At 38.8% G+C, this 24,588-nt stretch carries 28 protein-coding genes; 19 read left to right on the top strand and 9 right to left on the bottom strand.

The annotated features are described in order from the left end of the window. Positions 1-1,055 precede the first annotated feature (1,055 nt). The 13 genes from pipX (at position 1,056) to VB711_RS10370 (ending at position 14,246) form a co-directional block, all read left to right on the top strand. Positions 1,056-1,331: a transcriptional coactivator PipX gene (gene pipX / locus VB711_RS10430; protein ID WP_323285852.1), complete on the top strand. Its 276-nt coding sequence runs from the start codon at positions 1,056-1,058 to the stop codon at positions 1,329-1,331. Next, positions 1,331-1,999, top strand: coding sequence for a YggS family pyridoxal phosphate-dependent enzyme (locus VB711_RS10425; RefSeq protein ID WP_323285850.1), 669 nt, complete (start codon positions 1,331-1,333; stop codon positions 1,997-1,999). Before pipX ends, VB711_RS10425 begins: the two co-directional genes overlap by 1 nt. A 362-nt stretch (positions 2,000-2,361) precedes the next feature. After that, a complete protein-coding gene (locus VB711_RS10420; protein ID WP_323285849.1) occupies positions 2,362-2,955 on the top strand; it encodes a cell division protein SepF in 594 nt (197 codons plus the stop codon). Positions 2,956-3,023: 68 nt separating this feature from the next. Next, complete coding sequence (gene proC, locus VB711_RS10415) at positions 3,024-3,839, top strand: pyrroline-5-carboxylate reductase (protein WP_323285848.1); 816 nt, start codon at positions 3,024-3,026, stop codon at positions 3,837-3,839. Between the two features lie 744 nt (positions 3,840-4,583). Then, positions 4,584-5,744 carry a hypothetical protein gene (locus VB711_RS10410; protein WP_323285847.1) on the top strand — a complete coding sequence of 387 codons (1,161 nt, stop codon included), beginning with the start codon at positions 4,584-4,586 and terminating at the stop codon, positions 5,742-5,744. A 31-nt stretch (positions 5,745-5,775) separates the two neighbouring features. Next, on the top strand, positions 5,776-8,121 hold the full coding sequence (hypF, locus tag VB711_RS10405; protein ID WP_323285846.1) for a carbamoyltransferase HypF: 2,346 nt from the start codon (positions 5,776-5,778) through the stop codon (positions 8,119-8,121). 64 nt (positions 8,122-8,185) lie between these two features. After that, positions 8,186-8,434 carry a HypC/HybG/HupF family hydrogenase formation chaperone gene (locus VB711_RS10400; RefSeq protein WP_323285844.1) on the top strand — a complete coding sequence of 83 codons (249 nt, stop codon included), beginning with the start codon at positions 8,186-8,188 and terminating at the stop codon, positions 8,432-8,434. Positions 8,435-8,483: 49 nt separating this feature from the next. After that, positions 8,484-9,647: a hydrogenase formation protein HypD gene (gene hypD, locus VB711_RS10395; RefSeq protein ID WP_323285842.1), complete on the top strand. Its 1,164-nt coding sequence runs from the start codon at positions 8,484-8,486 to the stop codon at positions 9,645-9,647. Between the two features lie 24 nt (positions 9,648-9,671). Next, on the top strand, positions 9,672-9,908 hold the full coding sequence (locus VB711_RS10390) for a 4-oxalocrotonate tautomerase family protein (protein ID WP_323285840.1): 237 nt from the start codon (positions 9,672-9,674) through the stop codon (positions 9,906-9,908). A gap of 72 nt (positions 9,909-9,980) precedes the next feature. After that, complete coding sequence (hypE, locus tag VB711_RS10385; protein ID WP_323285839.1) at positions 9,981-11,075, top strand: hydrogenase expression/formation protein HypE; 1,095 nt, start codon at positions 9,981-9,983, stop codon at positions 11,073-11,075. A 358-nt stretch (positions 11,076-11,433) separates the two neighbouring features. Then, positions 11,434-11,775, top strand: a complete 342-nt coding sequence (gene hypA, locus VB711_RS10380; protein WP_323285838.1) for a hydrogenase maturation nickel metallochaperone HypA — start codon at positions 11,434-11,436, stop codon at positions 11,773-11,775. Next, a complete protein-coding gene (gene hypB, locus VB711_RS10375; RefSeq protein ID WP_323285837.1) occupies positions 11,766-12,569 on the top strand; it encodes a hydrogenase nickel incorporation protein HypB in 804 nt (267 codons plus the stop codon). The genes hypA and hypB overlap by 10 nt, the downstream gene beginning before the upstream one ends. 429 nt (positions 12,570-12,998) lie before the next feature. After that, positions 12,999-14,246, top strand: coding sequence for a VCBS repeat-containing protein (locus tag VB711_RS10370; protein WP_323285836.1), 1,248 nt, complete (start codon positions 12,999-13,001; stop codon positions 14,244-14,246). Between the two features lie 407 nt (positions 14,247-14,653). Here VB711_RS10370 and VB711_RS10365 read toward each other — a convergent pair whose 3' ends face one another. The 7 genes from VB711_RS10365 to VB711_RS10335 form a co-directional block, all read right to left on the bottom strand. After that, entirely contained in the window at positions 14,654-15,421 is a 768-nt protein-coding gene (locus VB711_RS10365; protein ID WP_323285834.1) for an MBL fold metallo-hydrolase, read from the bottom strand. A gap of 3 nt (positions 15,422-15,424) precedes the next feature. Continuing rightward, complete coding sequence (locus tag VB711_RS10360) at positions 15,425-16,024, bottom strand: aminodeoxychorismate/anthranilate synthase component II (RefSeq protein WP_323285833.1); 600 nt, start codon at positions 16,022-16,024, stop codon at positions 15,425-15,427. Positions 16,025-16,057: 33 nt separating this feature from the next. Next, positions 16,058-16,519 (bottom strand): diacylglycerol kinase family protein, encoded by a 462-nt coding sequence (locus VB711_RS10355; RefSeq protein WP_323285832.1) that lies wholly within the window; start codon positions 16,517-16,519, stop codon positions 16,058-16,060. Between the two features lie 146 nt (positions 16,520-16,665). Beyond that, positions 16,666-17,178 (bottom strand): rRNA maturation RNase YbeY, encoded by a 513-nt coding sequence (gene ybeY / locus VB711_RS10350; RefSeq protein ID WP_323285875.1) that lies wholly within the window; start codon positions 17,176-17,178, stop codon positions 16,666-16,668. A gap of 20 nt (positions 17,179-17,198) precedes the next feature. Further along, positions 17,199-17,354: a DUF3285 domain-containing protein gene (locus tag VB711_RS10345; RefSeq protein ID WP_323285830.1), complete on the bottom strand. Its 156-nt coding sequence runs from the start codon at positions 17,352-17,354 to the stop codon at positions 17,199-17,201. A 25-nt stretch (positions 17,355-17,379) separates the two neighbouring features. Then, positions 17,380-17,568 carry a PIN domain-containing protein gene (locus tag VB711_RS10340; RefSeq protein WP_323285829.1) on the bottom strand — a complete coding sequence of 63 codons (189 nt, stop codon included), beginning with the start codon at positions 17,566-17,568 and terminating at the stop codon, positions 17,380-17,382. Between the two features lie 2 nt (positions 17,569-17,570). Then, entirely contained in the window at positions 17,571-17,753 is a 183-nt protein-coding gene (locus VB711_RS10335; RefSeq protein ID WP_323285828.1) for a hypothetical protein, read from the bottom strand. 275 nt (positions 17,754-18,028) lie between these two features. Here VB711_RS10335 and VB711_RS10330 point away from each other — a divergent pair, with 275 nt between their 5' ends. The 6 genes from VB711_RS10330 (at position 18,029) to mutS (ending at position 23,902) form a co-directional block, all read left to right on the top strand. After that, a complete protein-coding gene (locus tag VB711_RS10330; protein ID WP_323285827.1) occupies positions 18,029-19,210 on the top strand; it encodes a M20 family metallopeptidase in 1,182 nt (393 codons plus the stop codon). 218 nt (positions 19,211-19,428) lie between these two features. Next, complete coding sequence (locus VB711_RS10325; RefSeq protein ID WP_323285826.1) at positions 19,429-20,043, top strand: Uma2 family endonuclease; 615 nt, start codon at positions 19,429-19,431, stop codon at positions 20,041-20,043. A gap of 44 nt (positions 20,044-20,087) precedes the next feature. Beyond that, the gene (locus tag VB711_RS10320; protein WP_323285825.1) at positions 20,088-20,699 is read left to right on the top strand and encodes a Uma2 family endonuclease; all 612 of its coding nucleotides are present in this window, start codon (positions 20,088-20,090) and stop codon (positions 20,697-20,699) included. Positions 20,700-20,843: 144 nt separating this feature from the next. After that, positions 20,844-21,059, top strand: a complete 216-nt coding sequence (locus VB711_RS10315; protein WP_323285824.1) for a type II toxin-antitoxin system HicB family antitoxin — start codon at positions 20,844-20,846, stop codon at positions 21,057-21,059. Beyond that, positions 21,056-21,280: a type II toxin-antitoxin system HicA family toxin gene (locus VB711_RS10310; protein ID WP_323285823.1), complete on the top strand. Its 225-nt coding sequence runs from the start codon at positions 21,056-21,058 to the stop codon at positions 21,278-21,280. Before VB711_RS10315 ends, VB711_RS10310 begins: the two co-directional genes overlap by 4 nt. A 69-nt stretch (positions 21,281-21,349) precedes the next feature. Next, positions 21,350-23,902 (top strand): DNA mismatch repair protein MutS, encoded by a 2,553-nt coding sequence (gene mutS / locus VB711_RS10305; protein ID WP_323285822.1) that lies wholly within the window; start codon positions 21,350-21,352, stop codon positions 23,900-23,902. Between the two features lie 156 nt (positions 23,903-24,058). Here mutS and VB711_RS10300 read toward each other — a convergent pair whose 3' ends face one another. Together VB711_RS10300 and VB711_RS10295 are read right to left on the bottom strand one after the other, a co-directional pair. Next, entirely contained in the window at positions 24,059-24,298 is a 240-nt protein-coding gene (locus VB711_RS10300) for a hypothetical protein (protein WP_323285821.1), read from the bottom strand. Between the two features lie 65 nt (positions 24,299-24,363). Next, on the bottom strand, positions 24,364-24,588 hold a 225-nt coding region (locus VB711_RS10295), incomplete at its 5' end, for a Uma2 family endonuclease (RefSeq protein WP_323285820.1).

The raw sequence follows: 24,588 nt of genomic DNA, 5'->3' as shown, positions 1-24,588 counted from the left end.
AGCTTAACCGACAAGTATTGCGTTGTAATGGCATTTTACATCAGCAAAACCATGCCACTTAAACGAACAGGATTCTATCTCAGTTTAATTACTCAATTTTATAGTCTGTAGGTTGCATCAGACAGAATAACTTCAGCTAAAAAGCGTTGAATTTTACCAATTCAAAGCCAGTAAATAATAATTTATGAGGGCATAAATAAATATAGGACTCCTAAATAATTTCTGATGGCTTGCGTGGCGATAATTCATACCGCTATTATTCAGCACTCGGAAAATAATTAGAAAAGTCTAAATTGCATATTTAAACACCAATTGCTGTTCGTAATTGTGCTTTGTCGCTAGGTATATTGGGTTTAAATATGTTCACCTCTTTAAAAATTAAAAGTTTCCTTTCCTCCTTTAAGATGGACACTTCACTAAATTGGCGGAAACATCATGGGGTGGAGTGTCTTCTTTTCTTAAATTTGGGGGATTTTGCTATAAGTGCAGTTTTTAAACTAAGTAATGAGACAGTATTGATTACACAACTGATTTTTCTGATCCTTCCTGTTCCCTCTCTCAACGAATGAATTTAATTTTGTCCGACTACTTATTTAAACTATAGAAAATATTTTGATTTTATTGACCCAGGCTAAGTTATACTAGGGACATAGGCGCTGGGTGCTTCATATTAAGTTGTTGATTATGCTCCAATGTAAATAGCGCGATCGCCAACTTGTGAACTTGAGATAATCCCGCCAAAAACAAACCACATCAAGGGTTGTAGTCTAGGGTATTGGTAAATCCTGACAGTCACAAATCAAAAATTGCAACTATTTGCTGAGTGTAGGGTACAACGCCTCCTAACTATGCTAATACTGGATATTAACTAACTGCTGTTCGCCGATGACTAAATGCTCATTTATGACTGAGCAATAAAATCAAGGTTTAATCAGCGATATCACAGTGCAGGAAACCATTTTCAGCAAAGATTCTAGGAAGATAGATATATTATCGTCTGAATCTTGGTAATTGAGTGCGAAAAAGAATATATATACTCCAACCCTGACCATTAAATGAATCCAGAGAACTCAGAAACTTACATAAATCATCCAACTTGGGGTTTACTATATAGAATCTGCATGGTTGATGACAACCAGGATCTATTTACCACACTTTACGCCCAACGCTTGTTTTTTTTGGTAGCCAATGACGTGAAAGGAATTAAATTTCAGTCTGTCGGACGGACTGAAGCCAGAATGTTATTGGAAACTCGTTTGCGTACTTTACGCCGCAATGGACACTCCCAGGAGTACGATCAACTTCAGAGTATTTTCCAACGCACTTTCTAATGAGTAGTTCGATTAGCGATCGCCTTGCTACTATTCGCCCCTCACTTCCTGCTTCTGTGCGGTTAATTGCCGTTAGCAAGCAAGTACCCACAGAACTGATGCGGGAAGCATACACCGCCGGAATCCGTGACTTTGGCGAAAATCGCATCCAAGAAGCTGCCAGTAAACAAGCCGAGTTGCAAGACTTACCGGATATTACCTGGCACTTTATTGGCAATTTACAAAGCAATAAAGCCAAAAAAGCCCTAGAATTGTTTGACTGGATTCACTCCGTCGATCATCTTCATCTAGCCCAGCGTTTAAATACCTTAGCGCTACAGCTAGGAGTGAATCCTCAAATTTGCCTGCAAGTTAAAATTCTCCCTGACCCCAACAAAGCCGGTTGGACAGTCCCAGAATTACTAGCCGACTTGCAGGCACTTGATCAATGTAAAAATTTACAAATTCAAGGTTTGATGACAATTCCTCCCTTTGGTTTAAATGAGGGAGAAATATTCAATGTCTTTGATCAAACCAGGAAACTAGCCCAAGAAATCGCCAAAAAACACCTCCAACATCTCCAGATGCACCAATTATCAATGGGAATGTCAGGTGATTACCATATAGCAGTACAAGCAGGGACGACAATGGTACGATTAGGGACTATTATCTTTGGTAAGCGCGGTTAGTATTTTTAGACCCTGGCCGTAGCCAAGGGAACAAAAAATTGATTAGCCAAACGTGTAATAATTTGATACATTTATTTTTGATGGGTGTTCAAAGATATAACACTGACATAAATAACCCCTAAAAAAAATAGGGGTGAAGCAACTTTGCATTCAACGATCATTAGGCTATAATCTTGACTCAATTGCGTCATCAAGTAGTTAGCAGTCCTTCTGAGAAGTATCTGTTTATGATCAGGGCTAAAACTAGAGGTTACAACCAGCAACAGAATTGCTGAATGAAGCACCTAAGATAGCAATTAAAAGTCGGCGACCAAAATTTACAGCCAAGTCAGTTAAGGTAATTTCCACTGGGAGCGTACAAAATGAACAATATATTTTCCAAACTCAAGGACTTCGTGGGCTTAAACGAACAAGTAGAATACGAATACTACGAAGAGGAGCCAGAAACAGATAGCTACCAGCAAAATCTGTATCAACAAGAAAATCCTCAACCAGCACCACAAGAAAGTCCAGCCCCTAATAGACGTTGGCGCGAATCGGCATCTACAATAGGAGATGATGTAGCAGCAGTAGGATCTAAGACTATGAGTAATGTTATTGGTATGCCTGGAGCAATTAATGGAATTTCGGAAGTGTTAGTGCTAGAACCTCGTACTTTTGAAGAAATGCCCCAGGCAATTCAAGCATTACGAGAACGCAAATCAGTAGTCTTAAATCTGACCATCATGGATCCCGATCAGGCACAACGGGCAGTAGACTTTGTTGCTGGTGGTACTTATGCTCTAGATGGACATCAAGAGCGCATTGGAGAAAGTATCTTTTTGTTCACTCCCAGTTGCGTGCAAGTTAGCACCCAGGGCGGATTTTTACATGAAGTCCCACAACCACCAGTTCGTCCCGCTCGTCCTACAAGTGTAACTCCAACTTGGGGCAATGAAGTTAGGATGGCACAGTAAGGTTACAGTAGTCATTAGTCGATAGTTTTTTCCTGGCTAATGACTAAATAATTAATGATAAATGACTAATGACTATTAAATTTGGTTTAATTGGTGGCGGGGTAATGGGAGAAGCTCTTTTATCCCGCCTTATTGCAAAGGGTGTTTATTTAGCATCAGAAGTGATCGTGAGTGAACCCCAACCTTCACGCCAAAAATTTTTACAGCAAGAATATGGGGTGGCTGTGACGACGGATAATCGACTGGTTTTAGAACAAGCTCAGGAAGCTGTGATCTTAGCCATAAAACCCCAAGTATTTAGTGCGATCGCTCAAGAATTAGCAGATATTCTCCCGATCCACAATCCACCTTTATTAATTTCTATCTTGGCTGGTGTACCAGTAAAGAAGCTAGAAGCAGCCTTTCCGCAAATGCCTGTGATCCGTGCCATGCCCAACACTCCAGCCACCGTAGGCGCGGGAATTACAGCCATTTGTATGGGCGCTTACACTCATACCTCCCATCAAGAAATCGCACAACAGGTATTTTCTGCCGTCGGTGAAGTTGTGGAAATTGCAGAAACTTTAATGGATGCAGTAACAGGACTATCTGGTAGCGGACCGGCCTATGTAGCCATGATGGTAGAAGCCTTAGCCGACGGGGGAGTAGCCGCAGGTTTACCCAGAGTAATTGCTCAACAACTAGCCTTACACACAGTTCTCGGTACAGCTAAACTGTTAGAAGAAACTAACATCCATCCCGCCGAACTCAAAGACCGTGTTACCAGTCCTGGTGGTACAACTATAGCCGCAGTTAGTCAATTAGAAAAAGCCGGATTTCGTTCAGCTTTAATTGAGGCTGTTAAAACTTCTGCAAATCGTTCTCAGGAGTTGGGGAAAGGTTGATAAGAGACTTCCAAATAAAAAATATCCCAAAATTTCTTGTGGTGCAGGCATCTTGCCTGCTAATAATACAAGGACGGGCAGGACTTGTACTGAGCTTGTCGTTCGCGTAGCGTGGCGTTAGCCATAGTATGCCCATCCCACAAAATTGGATCATCTTTTTTGTGGACTTCTCTAAAATTGGTATTAACTCAAATTGCTAGTTATTAATTTTTCGGATATTTTGTTCGGACAAATAATTTTAATTCAGACGTTCTCTATTCCCTCCCCTCTACAAAATCTTTATCAATCAAATCGGATCACTATACCTCTTGTATAAATACTTTGGTATTGCCAAGAATATTCTTGAAAAGCTCACGCAAAGGCGCAAAGAAGAATTTGAAAATCACGACTTTTGCAAGAAGTCTACTATATAATCTAATATCAAGAAAATGTAGTTGCTTTAACAGAAATTATGCGAATAATGCAGGAAATTAATAGAATCATCCCAGGTTTTTCCGTAGAATAAGAACCCATGTTTTAAAACGTACTATTGAACCAAGAACGCTTTGTATATCGCACTGTGGATCTCAATACTTATCGGTTAAGCGACAGCGCAACCCAACAAAAGCCCGTAAATGTTGGATTTCCTAACGTCAACCCAATCTACCTGATTTAATGTTTTTAGCTGGACTTTAGACTCAGAACTAAAGTTTTAATTCATACTTTTTCTCTCTACACCCTGCTTTTAACGCCAACCTACTTACATTGCAAACCCAAAACATAGCCAATTTCCTCCTCTCCCCCCATGGTGTAAACATAATATTAGGAAACAATATTACACCAGAACAATTAGTAATTCCTCTTGCACCTACTCCCACAACAATGTTTGGACCCCGTGCAGCTTGTTTATTATCACCAACTGGATCATTATGGGTATCAGATACAGGACATCATCGTTTATTAGGGTGGCGAAATTTGCCCACAAGTGATAATCAACCTGCTGACTGGGTAATAGGACAACCAGACTTTTATACTGAAGGACAAAACGCCAAAGGTACACCAGGAAAATCTACATTCAGCGTCCCTACAGGTATTTGTAAATGTGGTGATGGTTTAGCGGTTGCAGACGCTTGGAATCATCGCATTTTGATCTGGTATTCTGTTCCAGAAGATAGTAATGTTCCAGCCGATTTAGTATTAGGACAAGCTAACTTTATTGATAATGAACCAAATCGAGGGAATCAACAACCCGAAGCAAATACCCTACATTGGCCTTATGGTATTTTTTATCATCAAGATAAGTTATTTGTAGCTGATACTGGAAATCGTCGTTTATTAATTTGGAATCAATTACCCACAGAAAATGGACAACCTGCGGATATAGTTTTGGGACAGCCAGATATGAGATCACGCAATGAAAATGGAGGTGGTTCTCCCACGGCTTCCAGTATGCGTTGGTGTCATGATATCACACTTTGGGAAGATAATTTAGTTGTCACTGATGCAGGTAATAACCGAGTAATGATTTGGGAAGGAATACCAACAGAAAATAACACCCCTTGTGCGGTGATTGTAGGTCAAAAAAACTTTAATTTTGTGGAATTAAATCAAGGAGTATATTTCCCTAATGGCAGTAGTTTAAGTATGCCTTATGGCGTAGATATATGGAAAGATTGGTTAATAGTTGCAGATACAGCTAATTCTCGTTTGCTAGGATGGAAGAAACCAGAATCTATTTTATTATTACATGGTAAGGATGCTGATGTTGTAATTGGACAAGATAACTTTACAAGTAAAAGCGAAAATCGTAATTTTGGACTACCAACACGACAAAGTTTAAATTGGTGTTATGGAATTAAAGTTTGTGGTGAAACTGGGGTAGTTGCTGATTCTGGTAATAATCGCGTTTTGATTTGGAATTTTTGATTATTTCACGCAGAGACGCAGAGGAGAAAGGATGAGAATAGAAGAAATTAGGGTCTGTGGTACTGTGCAAGGTGTTGGTTTCCGCCCTACTGTGTACCGTTTGGCGAGGAATTTTGGTTTAAAAGGTGATGTTTTTAATGATGGGGAAGGTGTTGTAATTCGTATTGCTGGAGGTGAGGAAGAAATAACGGGTTTTGTAAATAAATTATATCAAGAATGTCCTCCTTTGGCTAAAATTCATCAGGTAATTAGAGGTCGATATTTTGGGGAGTTTGATTTTGATAATTTTGTCATCTCTCAAAGTGTGAATACTGTTGTGAGAACAGAAATTTCTCCTGACGCTGCAACTTGTCCCCAATGTCAAAAGGAGATTTTTGATCCTTTTAGTCGTTATTTCCGTTATCCCTTTACTAATTGTACTCATTGTGGTCCCCGGTTGAGCATTATTCGCGCTATTCCTTACGATAGAAATAACACTAGCATGGTGGATTTTTCGATGTGTAGAGAGTGTGAAAAAGAATATCAAAATGTAGAAAATCGTCGTTTTCATGCCCAACCTATCGCTTGTCATGTATGTGGACCAACTGCATGGTTAGAAAGGGCTGACGGTAAGGCTGTTATCTCTGATATGTTCTCAATGTTAGATGATGTGGATGCTGTTTGTACTTTATTACAAAAGGGTGAAATTGTTGCTATTAAAGGTTTAGGTGGTATTCATTTAGCTTGTGATGCAACTTTAGAAAATGCAGTTATAAAACTTAGAAATCGCAAGCAACGCTATCACAAACCTTTTGCGTTAATGGCAAGAGATATTAATATTATTTCTGAATATTGTCATATTAACGATTTAGAAAAAACATTATTAACCAGTCCTGCCGCACCTATTGTTTTATTAAATATTAAAGATCATAAAAAATTACCATCTTCTATAGCACCGGGACAAAATATCCTTGGTTTCATGTTACCTTATACCCCCTTACATCATTTAATTCTCAGCCGTATGAACCGCCCCATAGTTTTAACTAGCGGTAATATTGCTGATGAACCGCAATGTATAGATAATGAAGAGGCAAAAAATAAATTATCTAAAATAGCTGATTATTTTCTTTTACATAATCGAGATATTATTAATAGAGTAGATGATTCTGTTGTGAGGGTTATTGATAATAAAATTCAAACTATGAGACGCGCTAGAGGATATGCCCCTGCACCAATTATTTTACCACCAGGATTTGAAAAAGTGCCGCCGATTTTAGCAATGGGTAGCGAGTTAAAAAATACCTTTTGCTTATTACAGGAAGGTAAGGCAATTTTATCGCAACATTTAGGTGATTTAGAAAATGCTGCTGCTTTTAGTGCTTATCAAGATACGCTAAATTTATACTTAAATTTATTTGAACATAAACCAGAAATAATTGCTATTGATAAACACCCAGAATACCTTTCAGCTAAACTCGGTAAAGAACTCGCTACTGCGAATCAAATTCCACTTTATCAAATTCAACATCATCATGCCCATATAGCAGCTTGTATGGCAGAAAATCAAATTTCTTTAGATGCTAAACCAGTTTTAGGAATAGCTTATGATGGTTTAGGTTATGGTGAAGATGGTAAATTATGGGGTGGAGAATTTTTATTGGCAGATTATCGAAATTTTCAACAACTAGCTACATTTAAACCAATACCTATCATCGGAGGAAAACAGGCAATTTATCAACCTTGGAGAAATACATACTCTCAATTAACTAATGCTTTTACCTGGGAAGAAATCAAAGAAAAATACAGTAATTTAGAAATAATTAGCTTCTTGGAAAATAAAAATCCCAAACTACTTAACCAAATCATGAAAAAAGGTATTAATTCCCCCTTAACATCGTCAGTAGGGAGATTATTTGATGCAGTTGCAGCCGCAATAGGCATTTGTCGAGAGGAATGTAGTTATGAAGGACAAGCAGCGATAGAAATGGAAGCCATAGTGGATATCAACATTTTAAATAATGATGAAGAAACTCTAAATTATCCCTTTAATTTAGAAAAATCGGATAACATTTATTATATAAGTACATCTCCAATATGGCTACAAATACTCAATGATATAAAACAGCATATCTCCTCGTCAGAAATAGCTGCAAAATTTCATAAAAGTTTAGCTATTGCCATTGCCACGACAGTTAAAAAAATTAGACAAGAACATGAATTTAATCAAGTAGCATTAACAGGGGGAGTATTTCAGAATCGAATTTTATTAGAACAGGTAAAAATGCGGTTAGAAAAATTAGAAATAGAAGTTCTAACTCATAGTATAGTACCTGCAAATGACGGAGGTTTATCACTAGGACAAAGTGTAATTACAGCCGCTAAATACTTAAAAAAATAACATAAAAACCTCTGTTGTCTCCGCGCCTCTGCGTGAGATAAATCTTCAAAAAAGGAAAATCAAAATGTGTTTAGGGATTCCCGGACAAATTATCGAAATCAGCAACCCAGAACATAAACTAGCGATAGTTGATATTAGTGGAGTTAAACGCCAAATAAATATTGCTTGTATAGTTGACGAACAACACCCCCCAGAAGCTTGTATAGGAGACTGGGTATTAGTTCACGTTGGCTTCGCTATGAACCGTATTAACGAACAAGAAGCAGCAGAAACATTAGAACTATTGGAAGAAATAGCCCAATCTTATACTTAAAAACCTCTCTTCCTTTGCGTCTTTGCGCCTTTGCGTGAGAAATAAAAATATGAAATATGTAGACGAATTTCGCAACCCCGAAAAAGCCCAAGCCTTACAACAAGAAATAACCAAACTCAGCCAACAAATAAATAGACATTTAGATAAAAATTTAAAAATTATGGAAGTATGCGGTGGACATACCCATTCTATTTTTAAATATGGAATCGAAGAAATATTACCCGATAATATTGAATTAATACATGGGCCTGGTTGTCCAGTGTGCGTTATGCCTAAAGGTAGATTAGATGGTGCGATCGCTCTTTGCCAAAATCATAACATAATCTTCACAACCTTTGGCGATGCAATGCGCGTACCCGGTTCAAAAACCAGTCTCCTACAAGCTAAAGCCCAGGGTGCAGATATCCGCATGGTGTATTCCCCCTTAGATAGCCTAAAAATAGCCAAAGAGAACCCCAACCAAGAAATTATCTTTTTCGGCTTAGGCTTTGAAACCACCGCCCCCAGCACGGCTTTTACTATCCTCCAAGCAGCAGCAGAAAATATAACTAACTTTAGTATGTTTTCTAATCATGTGTTAGTTATCCCTGCACTCCAAGCATTATTAGAAAATCCAGATTTAGAACTTGATGGTTTTGTTGGTCCTGGTCATGTCAGCATGGTAATAGGGACAGACCCTTACAATTTTATTTCTCAACAATATCATAAACCAATAGTTATTTCTGGCTTTGAACCATTAGATATCTTCCAATCAATTTGGATGCTATTGAAACAAATAGTCGAAAATCGTTGCCAAGTTGAAAATCAATATAATCGCTTAGTAGAACCAGCCGGAAATAAAAACGCATTAAAAGCCATGAATCAAGTTTTTACAGTCCGAGAAACCTTTGAATGGCGGGGTTTAGGTGAAATACCCTATTCAGGCTTAAAAATTCGCAACGAATACGCCCAATTTGATGCCGAAATTAAATTTACTGTTCCTAACTTAAAAATTGCAGACCATAAAGCTTGTCAATGTGGAGAAATTCTTAAAGGAGTATTAAAACCTTGGCAATGTAAAGTATTTGGTACAGCTTGTACTCCCGACAACCCCATTGGTAGTTGTATGGTTTCTTCAGAAGGTGCCTGTGCAGCCTATTACAAATATGGGCGACTGTCTACTATGGCAAAAAGAGATAAATCAGGTGTATCAACCGAACCCCTATCAGTCTAAATTACACAACTTGAGGAAAAATATATGGCTTATGTAACCGTCCGAATTAATAAGGGTAACTCCATAGAAAGAAAGCGAAAATTAGTCAAGGCTGTGACTGATGCTTTAGTGTCCACTTTAGATACTAAATCTGAGTATATAACTGTTCATATTGAAGAAATTGAACGAGAAGATTTGGGAATTGGTGGTGTTTTACAATATGACAAAAACAACAATAAGCGCGAAGACAGGGACGACAGGGACGACAGAAGAAATTGGTAAATAATTAATTTAAAATGACAGGTATCTTACCTGTCCCACCAAGAAAAAATATAATTACAAAACAATTTTAAAATGACAATTAACTCTAATCAAAACCCCTTATTTCAAAAAATCGAACAAGTCCGTCGTCGTCCAGGAAAAATAAAAGATACTCATATTAATCTAGCCCATGGTAGCGGCGGTAAAGCCATGCGTGATTTGATAGATGATATCTTTGTAAAAACCTTTGATAATCCTATTCTTGCCCAACTAGAAGACCAGGCGACCTTCAATTTAGTCAATCTTTTAGAACAGGGAGATAGACTAGCTTTTACAACAGATTCTTATGTAGTAGATCCCTTATTTTTTCCTGGTAGTGACATAGGAGAATTAGCCGTAAATGGCACTATTAATGATTTAGCCGTGAGTGGGGCAAAACCATTATATCTTAGTTGTAGCGTCATTTTAGAAGAAGGTTTCTCTGTAGAAACATTGCGACGTGTGGCTACAAGTATGCAAGCCGCAGCTAAAAAAGCCGGAGTGAAAATTGTCACGGGAGACACAAAAGTTGTACATCGTGGTGCTGCTGATAAACTATTTATTAATACTGCTGGTATTGGGATTATTCCCCCAGGGATTGATATTTCTGCCCGCAATATTCAACCAGGAGACGTAGTTATTATTAACGGTGAAATCGGCAATCATGGAACAGCAATTTTAATTGCTAGGGGAGAACTAGCTTTAGAATCTTCAATAGAAAGTGATTGTCAACCATTACATGATTTAGTTGCCGAAATTATCAAAATTTGCCCCCAAATTCACGCCATGCGAGATGCTACCAGAGGAGGTTTAGCCACAGTATTAAATGAATTTGCCCTTACAGCAAACGTAGGAATACGCATTCATGAAAATACAATTCCCATTAGAGAACAAGTAAATGGAGTATGTGAAATACTCGGTTTAGATCCCTTGTATCTAGCCAACGAAGGAAAATTAGTAATAATAGCACCAAAAGAAAAAGCCGATTTAATTTTAGCAACAATGCAAAATCACCCAACTGGAAAACAAGCATCTATCATTGGTGAAATTATCCCCACACCAGAGGGAATAGTCCTTTTGAAAACTGCCTTTGGTGCAGAAAGAATAATTGATATGCTAGTAGGTGATCAACTCCCACGAATTTGTTAAAAATAACTCATTTTCTTCTCTCCGCGCCCTCTGCGTCTCTGCGGTTTGTTAAAAATAGGACTTACCCAGGGGGAATAAGGATTTGAGATTGCTTCCCTAATAACATAAGTTGCTTTTTTAGTTAAGTAAGGTGCGTCAGAATTTTAAAATTAGTGATTTTATACCAATTCTGTATAAAGATGCGCCCAATTTAGAAAGGAACGAACCACAGAGACACAGAGAACACAGAGGAGGAAAAGACAAGGTTACAAAATTCAGCGCAGCCTCATAAAGAAATGGTATTAGCCTAAATTATTCTGTCTGACGCACCCTACAGACTACAAAATATCCGAAAATTAATAACCTTAAATCAAACATAATGCACGAACTAGGAATCACCCAAAATATCATCGCTATAGTCAGCGAACACGCCCAAGGTCAAAAAGTAGAGAAAGTTGTATTAGAAATTGGTAAACTATCAGCCATAATGCCCGAAGCAGTTAAATTTTGTTTTGATATTTGCGCCCAAGGTACAATAGTAGAAGGGGCAATATTAGAAATAATAGAAATTACAGGAATGGCGAAATGTCGCCAATGTGGTGCAACAATTGTTTTAGAAAAACCCTTTGGTGTTTGTAAATGTGGTAGCGTGCAATTAGATTTAATAACTGGTGAAGAACTAAAAATCAAGGAAATAGAAGTAGAGGAATTATGTGTGTAACTTGCGGTTGTTCAGATGGTAGTGATACTAAAATTACTAACTTAGAAGAAGATAAACTAGAACACCATCATACTCATACCTTACCTGATGGTACTGTCATTACCCATACTCACAGTCATGAAGCAGCACCTCAAATTCATGCGAAAATTCATAACACCACGATATCTTTAGAAGAGAATATTTTAGCCAAAAATAACTTACTAGCTGCCCAAAATCGAGGTTGGTTTAAAGGTCGAAATATTCTGGCTTTAAATTTAATGAGTTCTCCCGGTGCGGGGAAAACAACTTTACTAACTCGTACAATTAATGATTTAAAAGATAAATTAACTCTTAGTGTAATTGAAGGCGACCAAGAAACCACAAATGATGCTGAAAAAATTAAATCTACAGGCTGTAAAGTTGTGCAAATCAACACGGGTACAGGCTGTCATTTAGACGCTGCAATGATAGAACGGGGTTTAGAACAACTCAAACCACCATTAAATTCAGTGGTGATGATTGAAAATGTCGGAAATTTGGTTTGTCCGGCTTTGTTTGATTTGGGAGAACAGGCAAAAGTGGTGATTTTGTCGGTGACAGAAGGGGAAGATAAACCAATTAAATATCCCCATATATTTCGTGCTAGTGAAATCATGATTTTGACTAAAATTGATTTGTTACCTTATGTACAGTTTGATGTTGAACGCTGTATTGAATATGCAAAACAGGTAAACCCGCAAATACAAATTTTTCAAGTTTCCTCTACCACTGGTGCAGGATTAGCAGATTGGTATGGGTGGTTAACTGAAAAATGATTGAGAAGTTGCTGATATATAGGGTTACTATTTGAGTCTTGAACATATAAGTAACGCTAGATCAAATAAGGTGCGTCAGAAACTTAAAGTTAGCGATTTTAGCTTAAATTATTCTGTCTGACGCACCCTACAGACTACAAAATATCAGAAGAATTAATAACTAGCAACTTGAGTTAAGTAGAGTGGGCATTTTCCACCCTACTTGTATTTGTATAGCTACGCCATGCAAGCTATCGAAAATTATTTAGGAGTCCCATATATAAAAATACCTAGATTAGACTTGCTAATTCGACAAAGTTATTTGATGAACATAAAATATTTATCTTCAAAACTTGATATAAAAAAAGAAATGTTTTTTATTTACAGAATCTTCATAAATCAATAAGTTAAAAGTATATAGACAGCGATCATAAAAACAAAAAACACATCATGTTTGAAAGTAAAACCAATATCTTATCTGTAGATACCAAGGCATGGGCATTAGAATCTCAAGACAAATCCAAAGCATTAACAACATTAAATGATTCTTCTATTAGCAGAAGTTCTGCAATATCCCAAGAAGAAAACTCCTTATTACCTTCTTTACCATTTGATCCATTAGCCCAGTTACCAATCGGCAGTGCTAACCCCAATCCTAACCCCTATTTAACTAGCGCGGCGATTGTTCCTGATTTTAACGGTGATGGTAAAACAGATAAACTTTGGGTAAATGTTGAAACTGGCGAAATTTTAGTTCGTCTGATGAATGGTACACAAATTTTAGAACAATCATCTTTGGGTCAATATGATTTAACGACCTGGAGTTATGATATTGCTGATTTCAACGGAGATAATAAAACAGACTTTTTATTACGCAACAATGCCACCGGTCAGAATATGGTTGCGTTAATGAATGGTACGAACGTATCTAGTTTTGTAGCTTTGGAAAAAGTTGACGCAGGTTGGAATGGTAGTATTGGCGATTTCAATGGCGATCGCAAAACTGATATTTTCTGGCATAATGCTCAAACAGGACAAAATGCTATTTGGGAAATGGATGGCACCACAGTAGTCACAGCCAGCGTTTTAGAAACCACCGCAGTCGGATTAGCCCCTAGCATTGTTGATTTTGATGGTAATGGTAGAAGCGACCTGTTCTGGCGCAATACAACAACCGGTGAGAACAGTGTTTGGTTCATGAATGGCGCTGAATCCACCAAATATGATCTACAAACACAAGATGCGTCTTGGAACTATACCCTTGGCGATTTTAACGGTGACTGGAAAACTGATGTTCTATGGCGTAATTCCCAAACAGGTGAAAATAAGGTTTGGTCGATGAATGGCATTTTTGTCACCGAAGGAACTTTATCCACTCTAGATGCCAATTGGACCTCTAGCATTGGTGATTTCAATGGCGATGGCACAACAGATATTTTCTGGCACAATAAGGCCACAGGGGAGAATACCGCTTGGTTGATGAATGGTACTTCAGTGACCTCTGAAGCCTTCTTACCCAGCAATAATGCCGCTTTGCAACCATCCCTTGGTGATTTCAATGGTGATGGTAAAACCGACATCTACTGGCGTGATCAACAAACAGGTGCAGATAGCATCTGGACTATGGATGGTACAACAGCAACTGAAACTCCTATCGCAGCTATAGATCAATTGGCTCCACAGTGGTATACTGCTTAGATATTACCAATTACAAATAGGGGGACTCTGGGGCAAGATAAAATTACCTATCTCGTCCTCCCCCCTTTTTTTTGTATATTAGACTTCTTGCATAAATACTTTGGTGTCGCCAAAATATTCTTGAAAAGCTCACGCAGAGGCGCAGAGGCGCAAAGAAAAATTTGAAAATCACGACTTTTGCAAGAAGTCTATTTAGGGTTTGCTGATAGCGTAGCGTGGCAAGTTTCAGGCTTTTGTCATCCCATGTTAGTGCGGTGCGTCAGATGGAAAAAATCTGTTAGATGTCCAATTATCGGGTCTGACGCACCCTACAAGAGATAAAATCCATAATTATGATGTAATAGATTTATAAACCTAAAACCAGATTAAAGACTATTCTTCCTCCTGACTCCTGACTCCTAGCCTATTTAAAATTTGTAAGTTAAAACCTCAATGGCTGTATTTGTGGGCAAAGTTTTAGGATTCAAAGCAATAGTATCAGTATTATTACGCTTTACAGTTGTCCCCTGCATCAAAGTGATAAATTCATCGACTGGTGTAATGTCACAGGTAGCAGGATCGGCGGCTTTGGTACGGTAATGGGTGGGAATAACTAACTTAGGATTGAGGATAGCGATCGCCTCCTTAGCCTCTGTAGCATTATACGCTTTAGCGCTGCCTCCCACGGGAACTAAGGCCACATCAGGACGACCCATGAGGATTTTTTGCTCAATACTAATTGGTGCAGCCGCTCCTCCTAAGTGTAAAATATTCACACCCCCTTGTTGCCAACGCCAAACGATATTTTTACCAAATTGCTTACCACCTTTGCGATCGTGGTCTACAGCAATTCCCTGGAATTTAATCCCTTGAAACTCATAAACTCCCGGTTGATAAACTAATTTAGGATTTCCCGGTAGTCCTTCCACAGCCCCTTCATCTAAAAGTTGACTACTAATTAATACTAAATTTGCCTCTACTTGGGGGGGACGATAACCTGCTGTACAACCCCTAGTCCGAAAGGGATTAACTAGAATCTTAATCCCACCACCAGTAAATAAAAAGCAGGTGTGACCTAACCATTGAATTGATACATCATTAGATTGAGCATTAACTTTCTGGTTAAAACCCACATTAGTAACTACAGCCGTTACCAACCCTGCTCCAGCATAGCCCATCAACTGTCGTCGTTTCATCAATTATTCTCTCAACTGCAATTGTGTCAAAAAATTTCTGAGTAACTGCTTACCAGAAGCCGTGAGTACACTTTCAGGATGGAATTGGACTCCTTGAATATGAGGATAGTTCCGGTGTCGTACTCCCATAATCGTGCCATCTTCCACCCAAGCAGTGATTTCTAAAACTTCAGGACAAGTTTCTCGGTCAATCACCAAACTATGATATCTGGTAGCGGTAATCGGATTTTCTAATCCTTGAAAAACACCAATTCCAGTGTGAGATACCTGAGAAGTTTTGCCGTGCATCAACTCTGGTGCAGCCACGATTTTACCACCGAATACCTGACCAATGCTTTGATGTCCTAGACAAACGCCCAAAATTGGTAAACTAGATCCTAGTTGAGCGATCGCTTCTAGAGAAATTCCTGCATCTTCTGGCCGACCAGGACCCGGAGAAATCACCACGGCATCAGGATTTAACCCCCGAATTTCGTCTATCGTGATTTTATCGTTACGAAACACTTTTACATCAACAGCGATCGGGAACTCTGACCCCAGTTCCCCTAAATACTGCACTAAATTATACGTGAAACTGTCGTAATTATCAATAACTATAATCACAATTTTTCCTTAATTCCATTAATTACCTATCCATCATCTTGACAGCAGAGGGATGATTAAGGCTACTAGAGGTGGGACTAACAGGATAGCCGCTATTAACAAAGCCACTATAGATGATACCAGTACAGCGCCCGCAGCACAATCTTTGGCAATTTTCGCTAGATCATGGTAAGTTTGCTTAACTGTCAAGTCTACCAGAGACTCAATAGCCGTATTCACTAACTCCAAAGTCAAAACTAAACCGCTAGTAATGGCAATTATAGCTATTTCTACAGGCGTTAAACGCAAGAAAACGCTTAAACCTAGAGCCAAAGTACCTAAAACTACATGAATGCGGAAATTGCGCTGAGTTTGGAAACTATAGCTGATTCCAGCCCAAGCATACTTAAAACTAACGAATAAATTAGAGGCAATCTGCCAGGAAAATTCTCGTTCTTTAGTCACAACTGTTGATGAGCGTTGGGGTTTTGGTGGTAGCGAAATTTTTTGTGACATAGACTAAAAAATACAATAATAGTGATGGTCAAGTAGTTATCTTCGCCCATTTTCATGGACTGATTTACTTTGACGATATCTTAGGAAATTTGTTACTTAATTATTGTAAATTTATCCCCTAAGAATCAAAATCACAGAAATAGCCTCTATTGCCATTCTGTGTCTATACTAATATCCACTGCTTTTAGTAGTATCACTTGTTGTTTTAACATTTGCAGCAAACTGTCTTCATCAGGATGATCCCAACCCAACAGATGCAGCAAACCATGAGCCGTTAACCAAGCTAGTTCTGTAGATAAGCTATGTCCCTGCTGTTGGGCTTGGCGTTTTCCTGTATCTATAGATACAATAATATCTCCCAGATACAAAGGTAAAGACGCAAGCATTTCTTCACTTTGGGGCAAATCTCCCTCTAAGGCAGCAAAGGCTAAAACATCTGTTGGTCGATCTTGTTGGCGATATTGGGCATTTAAAGCTTGAATTTGCTTATCGTCTGTTAAACGCAGCCCAACTTCATAGCTGGGTGCTGGTGGAAGATCAGGATGAAGAATTTCTAGCCATTGTCGAAACCAGTTTTCCCAAGTTTGGTCAGTAATATTTACTGCTTGGGACGGGGAATGCTCCTCAAAAGAATTTTCCACATATAATTCAAATTTCAGCAAGCACTAAGTCTCCTGGGTTAGCGAGTTAGGTAAGCAAGACCGACAAGAACAGCTAACAGCCCTAAAGCAGTAAGTCCAAAATGCTTGAGAGAAGTGCTACCTTTCCTGACCATGTTTCGCATGGCAAGTTTTACATAGCTGGGTTGAGGTTCTGTCGCTGGAGATTTGCTCATGATTTTTTCAAAATAATCTCTTTTATTACTTTAACAGGTACTTTGGGCAAATGCCCCCTAATTTACCTAACTGGTACTTCACAATTGCCTCCCAAATCGAAATTGTACTGAGATAAATTCCGTTGTGCGGATCACGAATAGCATCCCGAACATCAATTGACAACTGGGTATCGCCACTGATAAACCAGAGGAAAATATGCGTGTCTAGCAGCATTTTCATTTACCCTCGAACCCATTTAAAATCTCCTCTGGCAAAGGCGCGTCAAAATCGTCAGGAACTATAAACTCTCTAGCACACAGGCCAAAAGGTCGTAATTTCTTACCATTAGATATAGTAGGTCTAGTCTCAATTTTTGATTTATTATTATGTTCAATTCCTTGCATCTGAATATTATTCATAATAGCTTTTCTCTAAGCATTAATAAAAATCCGATGAACTAGCTTTCCATTATAAAATCCATTTAGGAGTTTGTGTAAAACTATTACTGTAGTGATATCTGGTTGATATGAAAGATTGATTTTCGCGTTCGTCTAGCGTCTTGTAGAGAAGCGGTACTAGGACAAAAAATCAAGGTTTCAATCTCACATAAGGCGTTTGACTGTGAACCCAGAGCATTTTGTACATTCATATTTATCTATCATAGAGGTAAGGCCTATAAATTATAATTGACTCAATGCTGACCCAGATTAAAGACTTAGCAAGCAAACTAGCGCCCAGGTTAGTGGAAATTCGTCGTCACATTCACGCACACCCAGAACTCAGTGGCCAAGAATATCAAACGGCTGCCTTTATTGCGGGGGTTTTATCTTCTAGTGGTTTGCACGTTGAGGAAGGTGTAGGTAAAATTGGTGTAGTTGGTGAATTGCAAGGTGCTAACGATGATGGAAGGGTGTTAGCAATTCGGGCGGATATGGATGCTTTGCCAATTCAAGAACGCAGTGGGTTGGAGTATGCTTCCCGAATATCCGGGGTGATGCACGCTTGTGGTCATGATATCCATACTACAGTGGGGTTGGGTACGGCCATGGTGCTGTCTCAAATTGGGAGTGAGTTGGGTGGTAAGGTTAAATTTTTATTTCAGCCAGCCGAGGAAATTGCCCAAGGTGCAAGCTGGATGGTAAATGATGGGGTGATGAATAATGTTTCGGCTATTTTAGGGCTGCACGTTTTTCCGTCTATTCCGGCTGGTACAATTGGGATTCGTTACGGGGCTTTGACAGCAGCAGCCGATGATTTGGAAATTTTAATTTTTGGTGAGTCTGGCCATGGTGCGCGTCCCCATGAAGCGATTGATGCAATTTGGATTGCTGCACAGGTAATTACCTCGCTACAACAAGCTATTAGTCGGACTCAAAATCCTTTGCGTCCAGTGGTGTTAAGTATTGGTAAGATTAATGGCGGGAGAGCGCCAAATGTGATTGCTGATCAAGTACAGTTGTTAGGGACAGTGCGATCGCTCCACCCAGAAACCCGCACTCAATTACCAAACTGGATTGAAAATATTGTTGCTAATGTTTGCAATTCCTACGGTGCAAAGTACCAAGTTAATTATCAACAAGGTGTACCCAGTGTACAAAATGATTATACTTTAACCCAGTTATTACAATTATCGGCGGAAGAAGCTTGGACTAGCGATCGCGTTCAAATTTTACCAGAACCCTCTCTTGGTGCAGAAGATTTTTCTGTTTATTTAGATTACGCCCCTGGTTCAATGTTTCGTTTAGGTGTAGGCTACAAAGACCGGATTATTAATCATCCTTTACATCATCCTCAATTTGAAGTTGATGAATCTGCAATTATTACGGGGGTTGTAACTTTGGCTTATGCAGCTTATAAATACTGGCATACTATTTAGGGTTTGGGGAAAAAGTCTTTTCGTTAGGGCTAGGAGTCAGGAGTCAGGAGTCAGGAGTCAGGAGGAAGAATAGTCTATAAAAAAAACACTCAAACCCTCATTTCTCTGCGTTCTCTGCGCCTCTGCGGTTCGTTAATCCGAATAATTTATTTTTTGTAAGTCCCTTAAAGGAATTAACAGCAGATTAAAATAGTATGAGTAAATAAAAGAGGTGAATTATGGTTCAAGCTTTACCCAAGCCTGTAACATTTGACGAATTTTGTGAATGGTATCCAGACACAGGGGTACGCTATGAACTGCACGACGGGGTAATTGTGGAAATGAATCAACCATTAGGTAAACATGAACTCATTATCTTTACATTATGTCGTAGTTTAATGTCTGTAGTGTTTCAACTTGATTTACCTTATGGTATTGTTAAAAATGCCTTTGTTAAACCACAACAATCTAATTCTGCCTATTGTCCTGATGTTCTGCTGCTAAATCCTAGCAACTTAGGAAATGAGTCACTGTGGGAAACAAAATCAACACTTACCCAAGCAGCATCAGTTCCCTTGGTAATTGAGGTTGTTAGTTCTAATTGGGGTATTGATTATGGTAGCAAAGCGATCGCTTATGAATCAATAGGGATTCCTGAATATTGGATAATAGATTATTTGGGATTAGGTAGTAGAAGATTTATTGGTAATCCAAAATCGCCAACACTGTCAATTTATTCTTTTGTTGATGATGAATATGACGTTAATCAGTTTAGGGGTAATGAATTGATTTTGTCACCAACTTTTCCAGAGTTACATTTAACGGCTAAAGAAGTTTTAATGATAGATGAATAATCCAGTTTAACGAAAACATCCACTAGAAAATATTGAGTAAATCTATGAAACTGCAAACTACTATCCAAGAAATTAAAACACTCCAAGCCTACTATACGCCAGAAGAATATTTAGAACTGGAAGAAAAAGCTGATGAAAAAAATGAATATAAAAATGGAGAAATTATAGCTGTGACTTGTGAAACAACAAATCATAATAAAATGGCAGGTAATTTTTATATATCTTTAAATTTAGCATTAGATGATTTAGATTATGAAGTCTATATTGGCGATGTAAAATTGTGGATTCCTCGCTATCGGCAATTTACCTATCCTGATGTGATGGTAATTGAGGGAAAATCTGTTTATTATGGACAAAATACCACAATAGTGACAAATCCGCGATTAATTGGGGAAGTTTTATCAAAATCGACAAAAGATTATGACCGTGGTGATAAGTTCCTTTATTATCGCTCAATTCCTGAATTTCAAGAATACATTTTGATTGATCAAACTCAATATTATGTGATGCAGTATGTCAAAACTGCTGAAAATCAATGGATTTTGAAAGAATATGCAACAGAAGATGCTATATTAGATCTTTCATCAATTAATGTAGAGTTGTCTTTAAAGCAATTATACAAAAAAGTGAATTTCTCTGAAAATAGTTTTGCGTGAGTTGATCAACTAGCAAACCTGAATAAAAATAAAAAACGATTAGCGATTCCTACGGAGCGCTTCTCTACGAGACGCTACCGCGAACGCTATCGCACTACATTCAAATAATGTAAAATCTAAACATATAGTCTGACATAGAATTCCATGAAAACTTTTACTGCAATAATTGAGAGAGATTCACAAACAAAACTTTATGTAGGTTATGTACCTGGATTTCCGGGAGCGCATTCTCAAGGTGAAACATTGGACGAATTACAGCAAAACTTACGTGAAGTGATTGAAATGTTGGTTGAAGACAAAGAACCGGAATTTGAGACTGAGTTTATTGGTACACAACAAATTATACTTCAGTCAGCATGAGTAGTATTCCTGTCTTAAAACCTCAAGAGGTAGTGCGAATGTTAGAAAATCTGGGATTTGTAGAAGTACGTCAGACAGGTTCTCACAAACAGTTTCGTCATGAAGACGGTAGAGGAACAACCGTTCCATTCCACAAGGGACGTGATATTTCACCAACTTTACTGCGGAAGATTGCGAGCGATATTAATTTAACGGTCGAAGACTTGCTGGAAACTCGCTAAAAATAAAAAACCGACTAGCGATCGCCCCCATCACGATATAATATTAGATCACGGCTACGAGCATCTACCATGACTACTTCCACACCAGAACCCAATCAACCAAATACACCACTTACCGATACAGGACTGGTCAAAGAACGCAGTAAGCTGAGTAAAATGTATCAGCATTATGTGGAAATGAAGGATAAATATCCTCATGCGTTGTTGCTGTATCGAGTAGGAGATTTTTTTGAAACTTTCTTCCAAGATGCTGTCACAGTTTCCAGAGAATTAGAATTAGTTTTAACCAGTAAACACGGTGGTGAAGTTGGTCGTGTGGCTATGACAGGTGTACCTCATCACGCTTGGGAACGCTACACAACCCAACTGGTGGAAAAAGGTTACGCTGTGGTGATTTGCGACCAAGTAGAAGACTCTGCTGATGCTGTGGGTTTGGTGAAACGGGAAGTTACCCGCATCCTCACACCAGGGACATTGTTAGAAGAGGGAATGTTAAAAGCAAGTCGGAATAATTACCTGGCTGCTGTGGTAATTGCGGCTAATCATTGGGGACTGGCTTACGCAGACATCTCGACAGGGGAATTTCTCACCAGTCAAGGAAGCGATTTAGAACACCTGACCCAAGAATTAATGCGGTTACAACCTTCGGAAGTGCTGTTTCCCACCAACGCCCCAGATTTAGGTAGTTTACTACGTCCAGGAGAAACTTCACCATCTCTTCCCCAATGTTTACCCCCTACATTTTGCTATAGTTTGCGATCGCAAGTCCCCTTTTCCCAAGCAGAGGCTAGAAGTAAATTATTACAGAAATTCAAAGTGCGATCGCTCGAAGGATTAGGTTGTGAACACCTCACCCTCGCTGTTCGTGCGGCTGGTGGCCTTTTAGACTACATCGAAGATACACAAAAAACCAACCCCATTCCCCTGCAAACCTTACGCACCTATACACTTACTGATTATTTAATTGTTGATAATCAAACTAGACGTAACCTAGAAATTACTCAAACCGTTCGTGATGGAACTTTTCACGGTTCTTTGCTGTGGGCGTTAGATAGAACTAGCACGGCAATGGGGGGACGGGCTTTGAGAAGATGGTTGTTACAACCGCTACTTGATATTAAAGGCATTCAAGCACGTCAAAATACCATCCAAGAATTAGTAGAAAATACCTCCCTACGTCAAGATCTACGGCAATTATTACGGCAAATATACGATTTAGAACGATTAGCAGGTCGAGCAGGTTCAGGAACAGCCAATGCCAGGGATTTAATCGCCTTAGCTGACTCTCTCTCCCGTTTACCCGAATTATCTTATTTAGCCTCAGAAGCCACATCACCTTTTCTCAAAGCCTTGCAGAAAGTCCCAACTGTACTAGAAGAGTTGGCGCAGAAGTTACACAGCCATATCGTAGAATCACCACCCATACATTTAACAGAAGGGAATTTAATTCGTCCAGGGATAAACCCTCAATTGGATGAAAGAAAAGCGACGGTAGAAGGAGACCAACAATGGATAGCGAACTTAGAAGTAGAAGAAAGGTTAAAAACCGGGATTCCTAACTTAAAAGTCGGATTTAACAAGAGTTTTGGTTATTATATTAGTATTTCTCGTTCTAAGTCCGACCAAGTACCCAGCAACTACATCCGCAAACAAACCCTCACCAATGAAGAACGTTATATCACCCCAGATTTGAAGGAACGAGAAGCGCGGATTCTCTCAGCACGGGATGATTTAAATGAGTTGGAATATGATATATTTGCCGCATTAAGGGCAGAAGTTGGGACTCATGCCGAGGTAATTCGCAACATTTCCCGTGCAGTTGCGGCCGCTGATGTTTTGTGTGGTTTAGCGGAATTGGCTGTGCGTCAAGGTTATTGTCGTCCCGAAATGCTCACAGGAAGAGAAATTGAGATTGTCAATGGTCGTCATCCAGTTGTTGAACAGTCGTTACCTGCGGGGTTTTTCGTCCCTAATTCTACTACTTTAGGAGGAAAGGCAATAGAGAAACCTGATTTGGTGATCTTGACTGGACCTAATGCTAGTGGAAAGAGTTGTTATTTAAGACAAGTTGGTTTAATTCAATTAATGGCGCAGGTTGGTAGTTTTGTGCCGGCTCAATCTGCTAAGTTGGGGGTGTGCGATCGCATTTTCACCCGTGTCGGTGCTGTGGATGATTTAGCAACCGGTCAATCTACTTTTATGGTAGAAATGAATGAAACCGCAAATATTCTTAATCATGCAACTGCTAGGTCTTTAGTATTATTAGATGAAATTGGTCGCGGTACAGCAACTTTTGATGGTCTTTCTATTGCTTGGGCTGTAGCTGAGTATTTAGCAACAGATATACAATCACGAACAATTTTCGCCACACACTATCATGAGTTAAATGAGTTGGCAGCAATGTTAACAAATGTTGCTAATTATCAAGTTACGGTGAAAGAATTACCCGACCAAATAATCTTTTTGCACCAAGTCCAACCGGGAGGTGCTGATAAATCCTATGGAATTGAAGCCGGGAGATTAGCGGGTTTACCTACAGTAGTAATTCAACGTGCAAAACAGGTAATGGGACAAATAGAAAAACACAGTAAAATCGCAATGGGTTTGCGTGAAACTCTTTAATAATAGATTTTTGGTGTGACACTTGCATCAGTGCTAAGGATAAAATAATAGATGATAAGATCATTTAAATTCTAATCATGTTATAGTCAAGTTGATTTCGATGATGAGACTAAGTAAATTTTATCTGGATATTAGATACAGAACTTCAATCATACTTTATGGAATTTGATCGGGATTAATTCCTAGAGATTTTAGGTATGCGGCTAGTTTTTCTTTCTCTCTTCGTTCTTGGAGAGCGATGCCTTCAGCCTGTTGCCTAGCTACAAGTTCCCGTTCAGCCCGTTCTTCAGCAGTGAGATATCGTACGCCAGAGCGATTGTACCAATAAACCCACTCTCGTTGCCAACCACCTTGATTTCCCCTTTCACAACCAATTCCTAGTCCTATCTCTGCCATCCAAACTATTTTTTCACTTTCTGTTGGTATTAATTCATATTTCCCATTTACTAATTTATAAACTTCTAAGGACTGATGTTTTTATATAATCCTCTTCTGCCACTTAACGGATTGTAAATTACATAATATAAAATTCCTAAACTCTGATATTCTTGCAGTTTTTGATCATATTCGCCGTTATATTTATGGGAAACTACTTCCATGACTAAAATTGGCAATACCTTTTCTTCCCATAATAAATAACTTAATCTACCACCTTCATTTTTAAGTCGTTCTACTCCTATAGCTAA

This window comes from Cronbergia sp. UHCC 0137 (genome assembly GCF_034932285.1).
Classification (GTDB): domain Bacteria; phylum Cyanobacteriota; class Cyanobacteriia; order Cyanobacteriales; family Nostocaceae; genus Cronbergia.
This window is presented reverse-complemented; position numbering and strand designations above follow the sequence as displayed.

Bases quoted from the DNA above. Each gene is read 5' to 3' on its own strand.
- pipX (WP_323285852.1), top strand. From the start codon at position 1,056: ATGAATCCAGAGAACTCAGAAACTTACATAAATCATCCAACTTGGGGT.
- VB711_RS10425 (WP_323285850.1), top strand. From the start codon at position 1,331: ATGAGTAGTTCGATTAGCGATCGCCTTGCTACTATTCGCCCCTCACTT.
- VB711_RS10420 (WP_323285849.1), top strand. From the start codon at position 2,362: ATGAACAATATATTTTCCAAACTCAAGGACTTCGTGGGCTTAAACGAA.
- proC (WP_323285848.1), top strand. From the start codon at position 3,024: ATGACTATTAAATTTGGTTTAATTGGTGGCGGGGTAATGGGAGAAGCT.
- hypF (WP_323285846.1), top strand. From the start codon at position 5,776: ATGAGAATAGAAGAAATTAGGGTCTGTGGTACTGTGCAAGGTGTTGGT.
- VB711_RS10400 (WP_323285844.1), top strand. From the start codon at position 8,186: ATGTGTTTAGGGATTCCCGGACAAATTATCGAAATCAGCAACCCAGAA.
- hypD (WP_323285842.1), top strand. From the start codon at position 8,484: ATGAAATATGTAGACGAATTTCGCAACCCCGAAAAAGCCCAAGCCTTA.
- VB711_RS10390 (WP_323285840.1), top strand. From the start codon at position 9,672: ATGGCTTATGTAACCGTCCGAATTAATAAGGGTAACTCCATAGAAAGA.
- hypE (WP_323285839.1), top strand. From the start codon at position 9,981: ATGACAATTAACTCTAATCAAAACCCCTTATTTCAAAAAATCGAACAA.
- hypA (WP_323285838.1), top strand. From the start codon at position 11,434: ATGCACGAACTAGGAATCACCCAAAATATCATCGCTATAGTCAGCGAA.
- hypB (WP_323285837.1), top strand. From the start codon at position 11,766: ATGTGTGTAACTTGCGGTTGTTCAGATGGTAGTGATACTAAAATTACT.
- VB711_RS10370 (WP_323285836.1), top strand. From the start codon at position 12,999: ATGTTTGAAAGTAAAACCAATATCTTATCTGTAGATACCAAGGCATGG.
- VB711_RS10365 (WP_323285834.1), bottom strand. From the start codon at position 15,421: ATGAAACGACGACAGTTGATGGGCTATGCTGGAGCAGGGTTGGTAACG.
- VB711_RS10355 (WP_323285832.1), bottom strand. From the start codon at position 16,519: ATGTCACAAAAAATTTCGCTACCACCAAAACCCCAACGCTCATCAACA.
- VB711_RS10345 (WP_323285830.1), bottom strand. From the start codon at position 17,354: ATGAGCAAATCTCCAGCGACAGAACCTCAACCCAGCTATGTAAAACTT.
- VB711_RS10340 (WP_323285829.1), bottom strand. From the start codon at position 17,568: ATGCTGCTAGACACGCATATTTTCCTCTGGTTTATCAGTGGCGATACC.
- VB711_RS10335 (WP_323285828.1), bottom strand. From the start codon at position 17,753: ATGAATAATATTCAGATGCAAGGAATTGAACATAATAATAAATCAAAA.
- VB711_RS10330 (WP_323285827.1), top strand. From the start codon at position 18,029: ATGCTGACCCAGATTAAAGACTTAGCAAGCAAACTAGCGCCCAGGTTA.
- VB711_RS10325 (WP_323285826.1), top strand. From the start codon at position 19,429: ATGGTTCAAGCTTTACCCAAGCCTGTAACATTTGACGAATTTTGTGAA.
- VB711_RS10320 (WP_323285825.1), top strand. From the start codon at position 20,088: ATGAAACTGCAAACTACTATCCAAGAAATTAAAACACTCCAAGCCTAC.
- VB711_RS10315 (WP_323285824.1), top strand. From the start codon at position 20,844: ATGAAAACTTTTACTGCAATAATTGAGAGAGATTCACAAACAAAACTT.
- VB711_RS10310 (WP_323285823.1), top strand. From the start codon at position 21,056: ATGAGTAGTATTCCTGTCTTAAAACCTCAAGAGGTAGTGCGAATGTTA.
- mutS (WP_323285822.1), top strand. From the start codon at position 21,350: ATGACTACTTCCACACCAGAACCCAATCAACCAAATACACCACTTACC.
- VB711_RS10300 (WP_323285821.1), bottom strand. From the start codon at position 24,298: ATGGCAGAGATAGGACTAGGAATTGGTTGTGAAAGGGGAAATCAAGGT.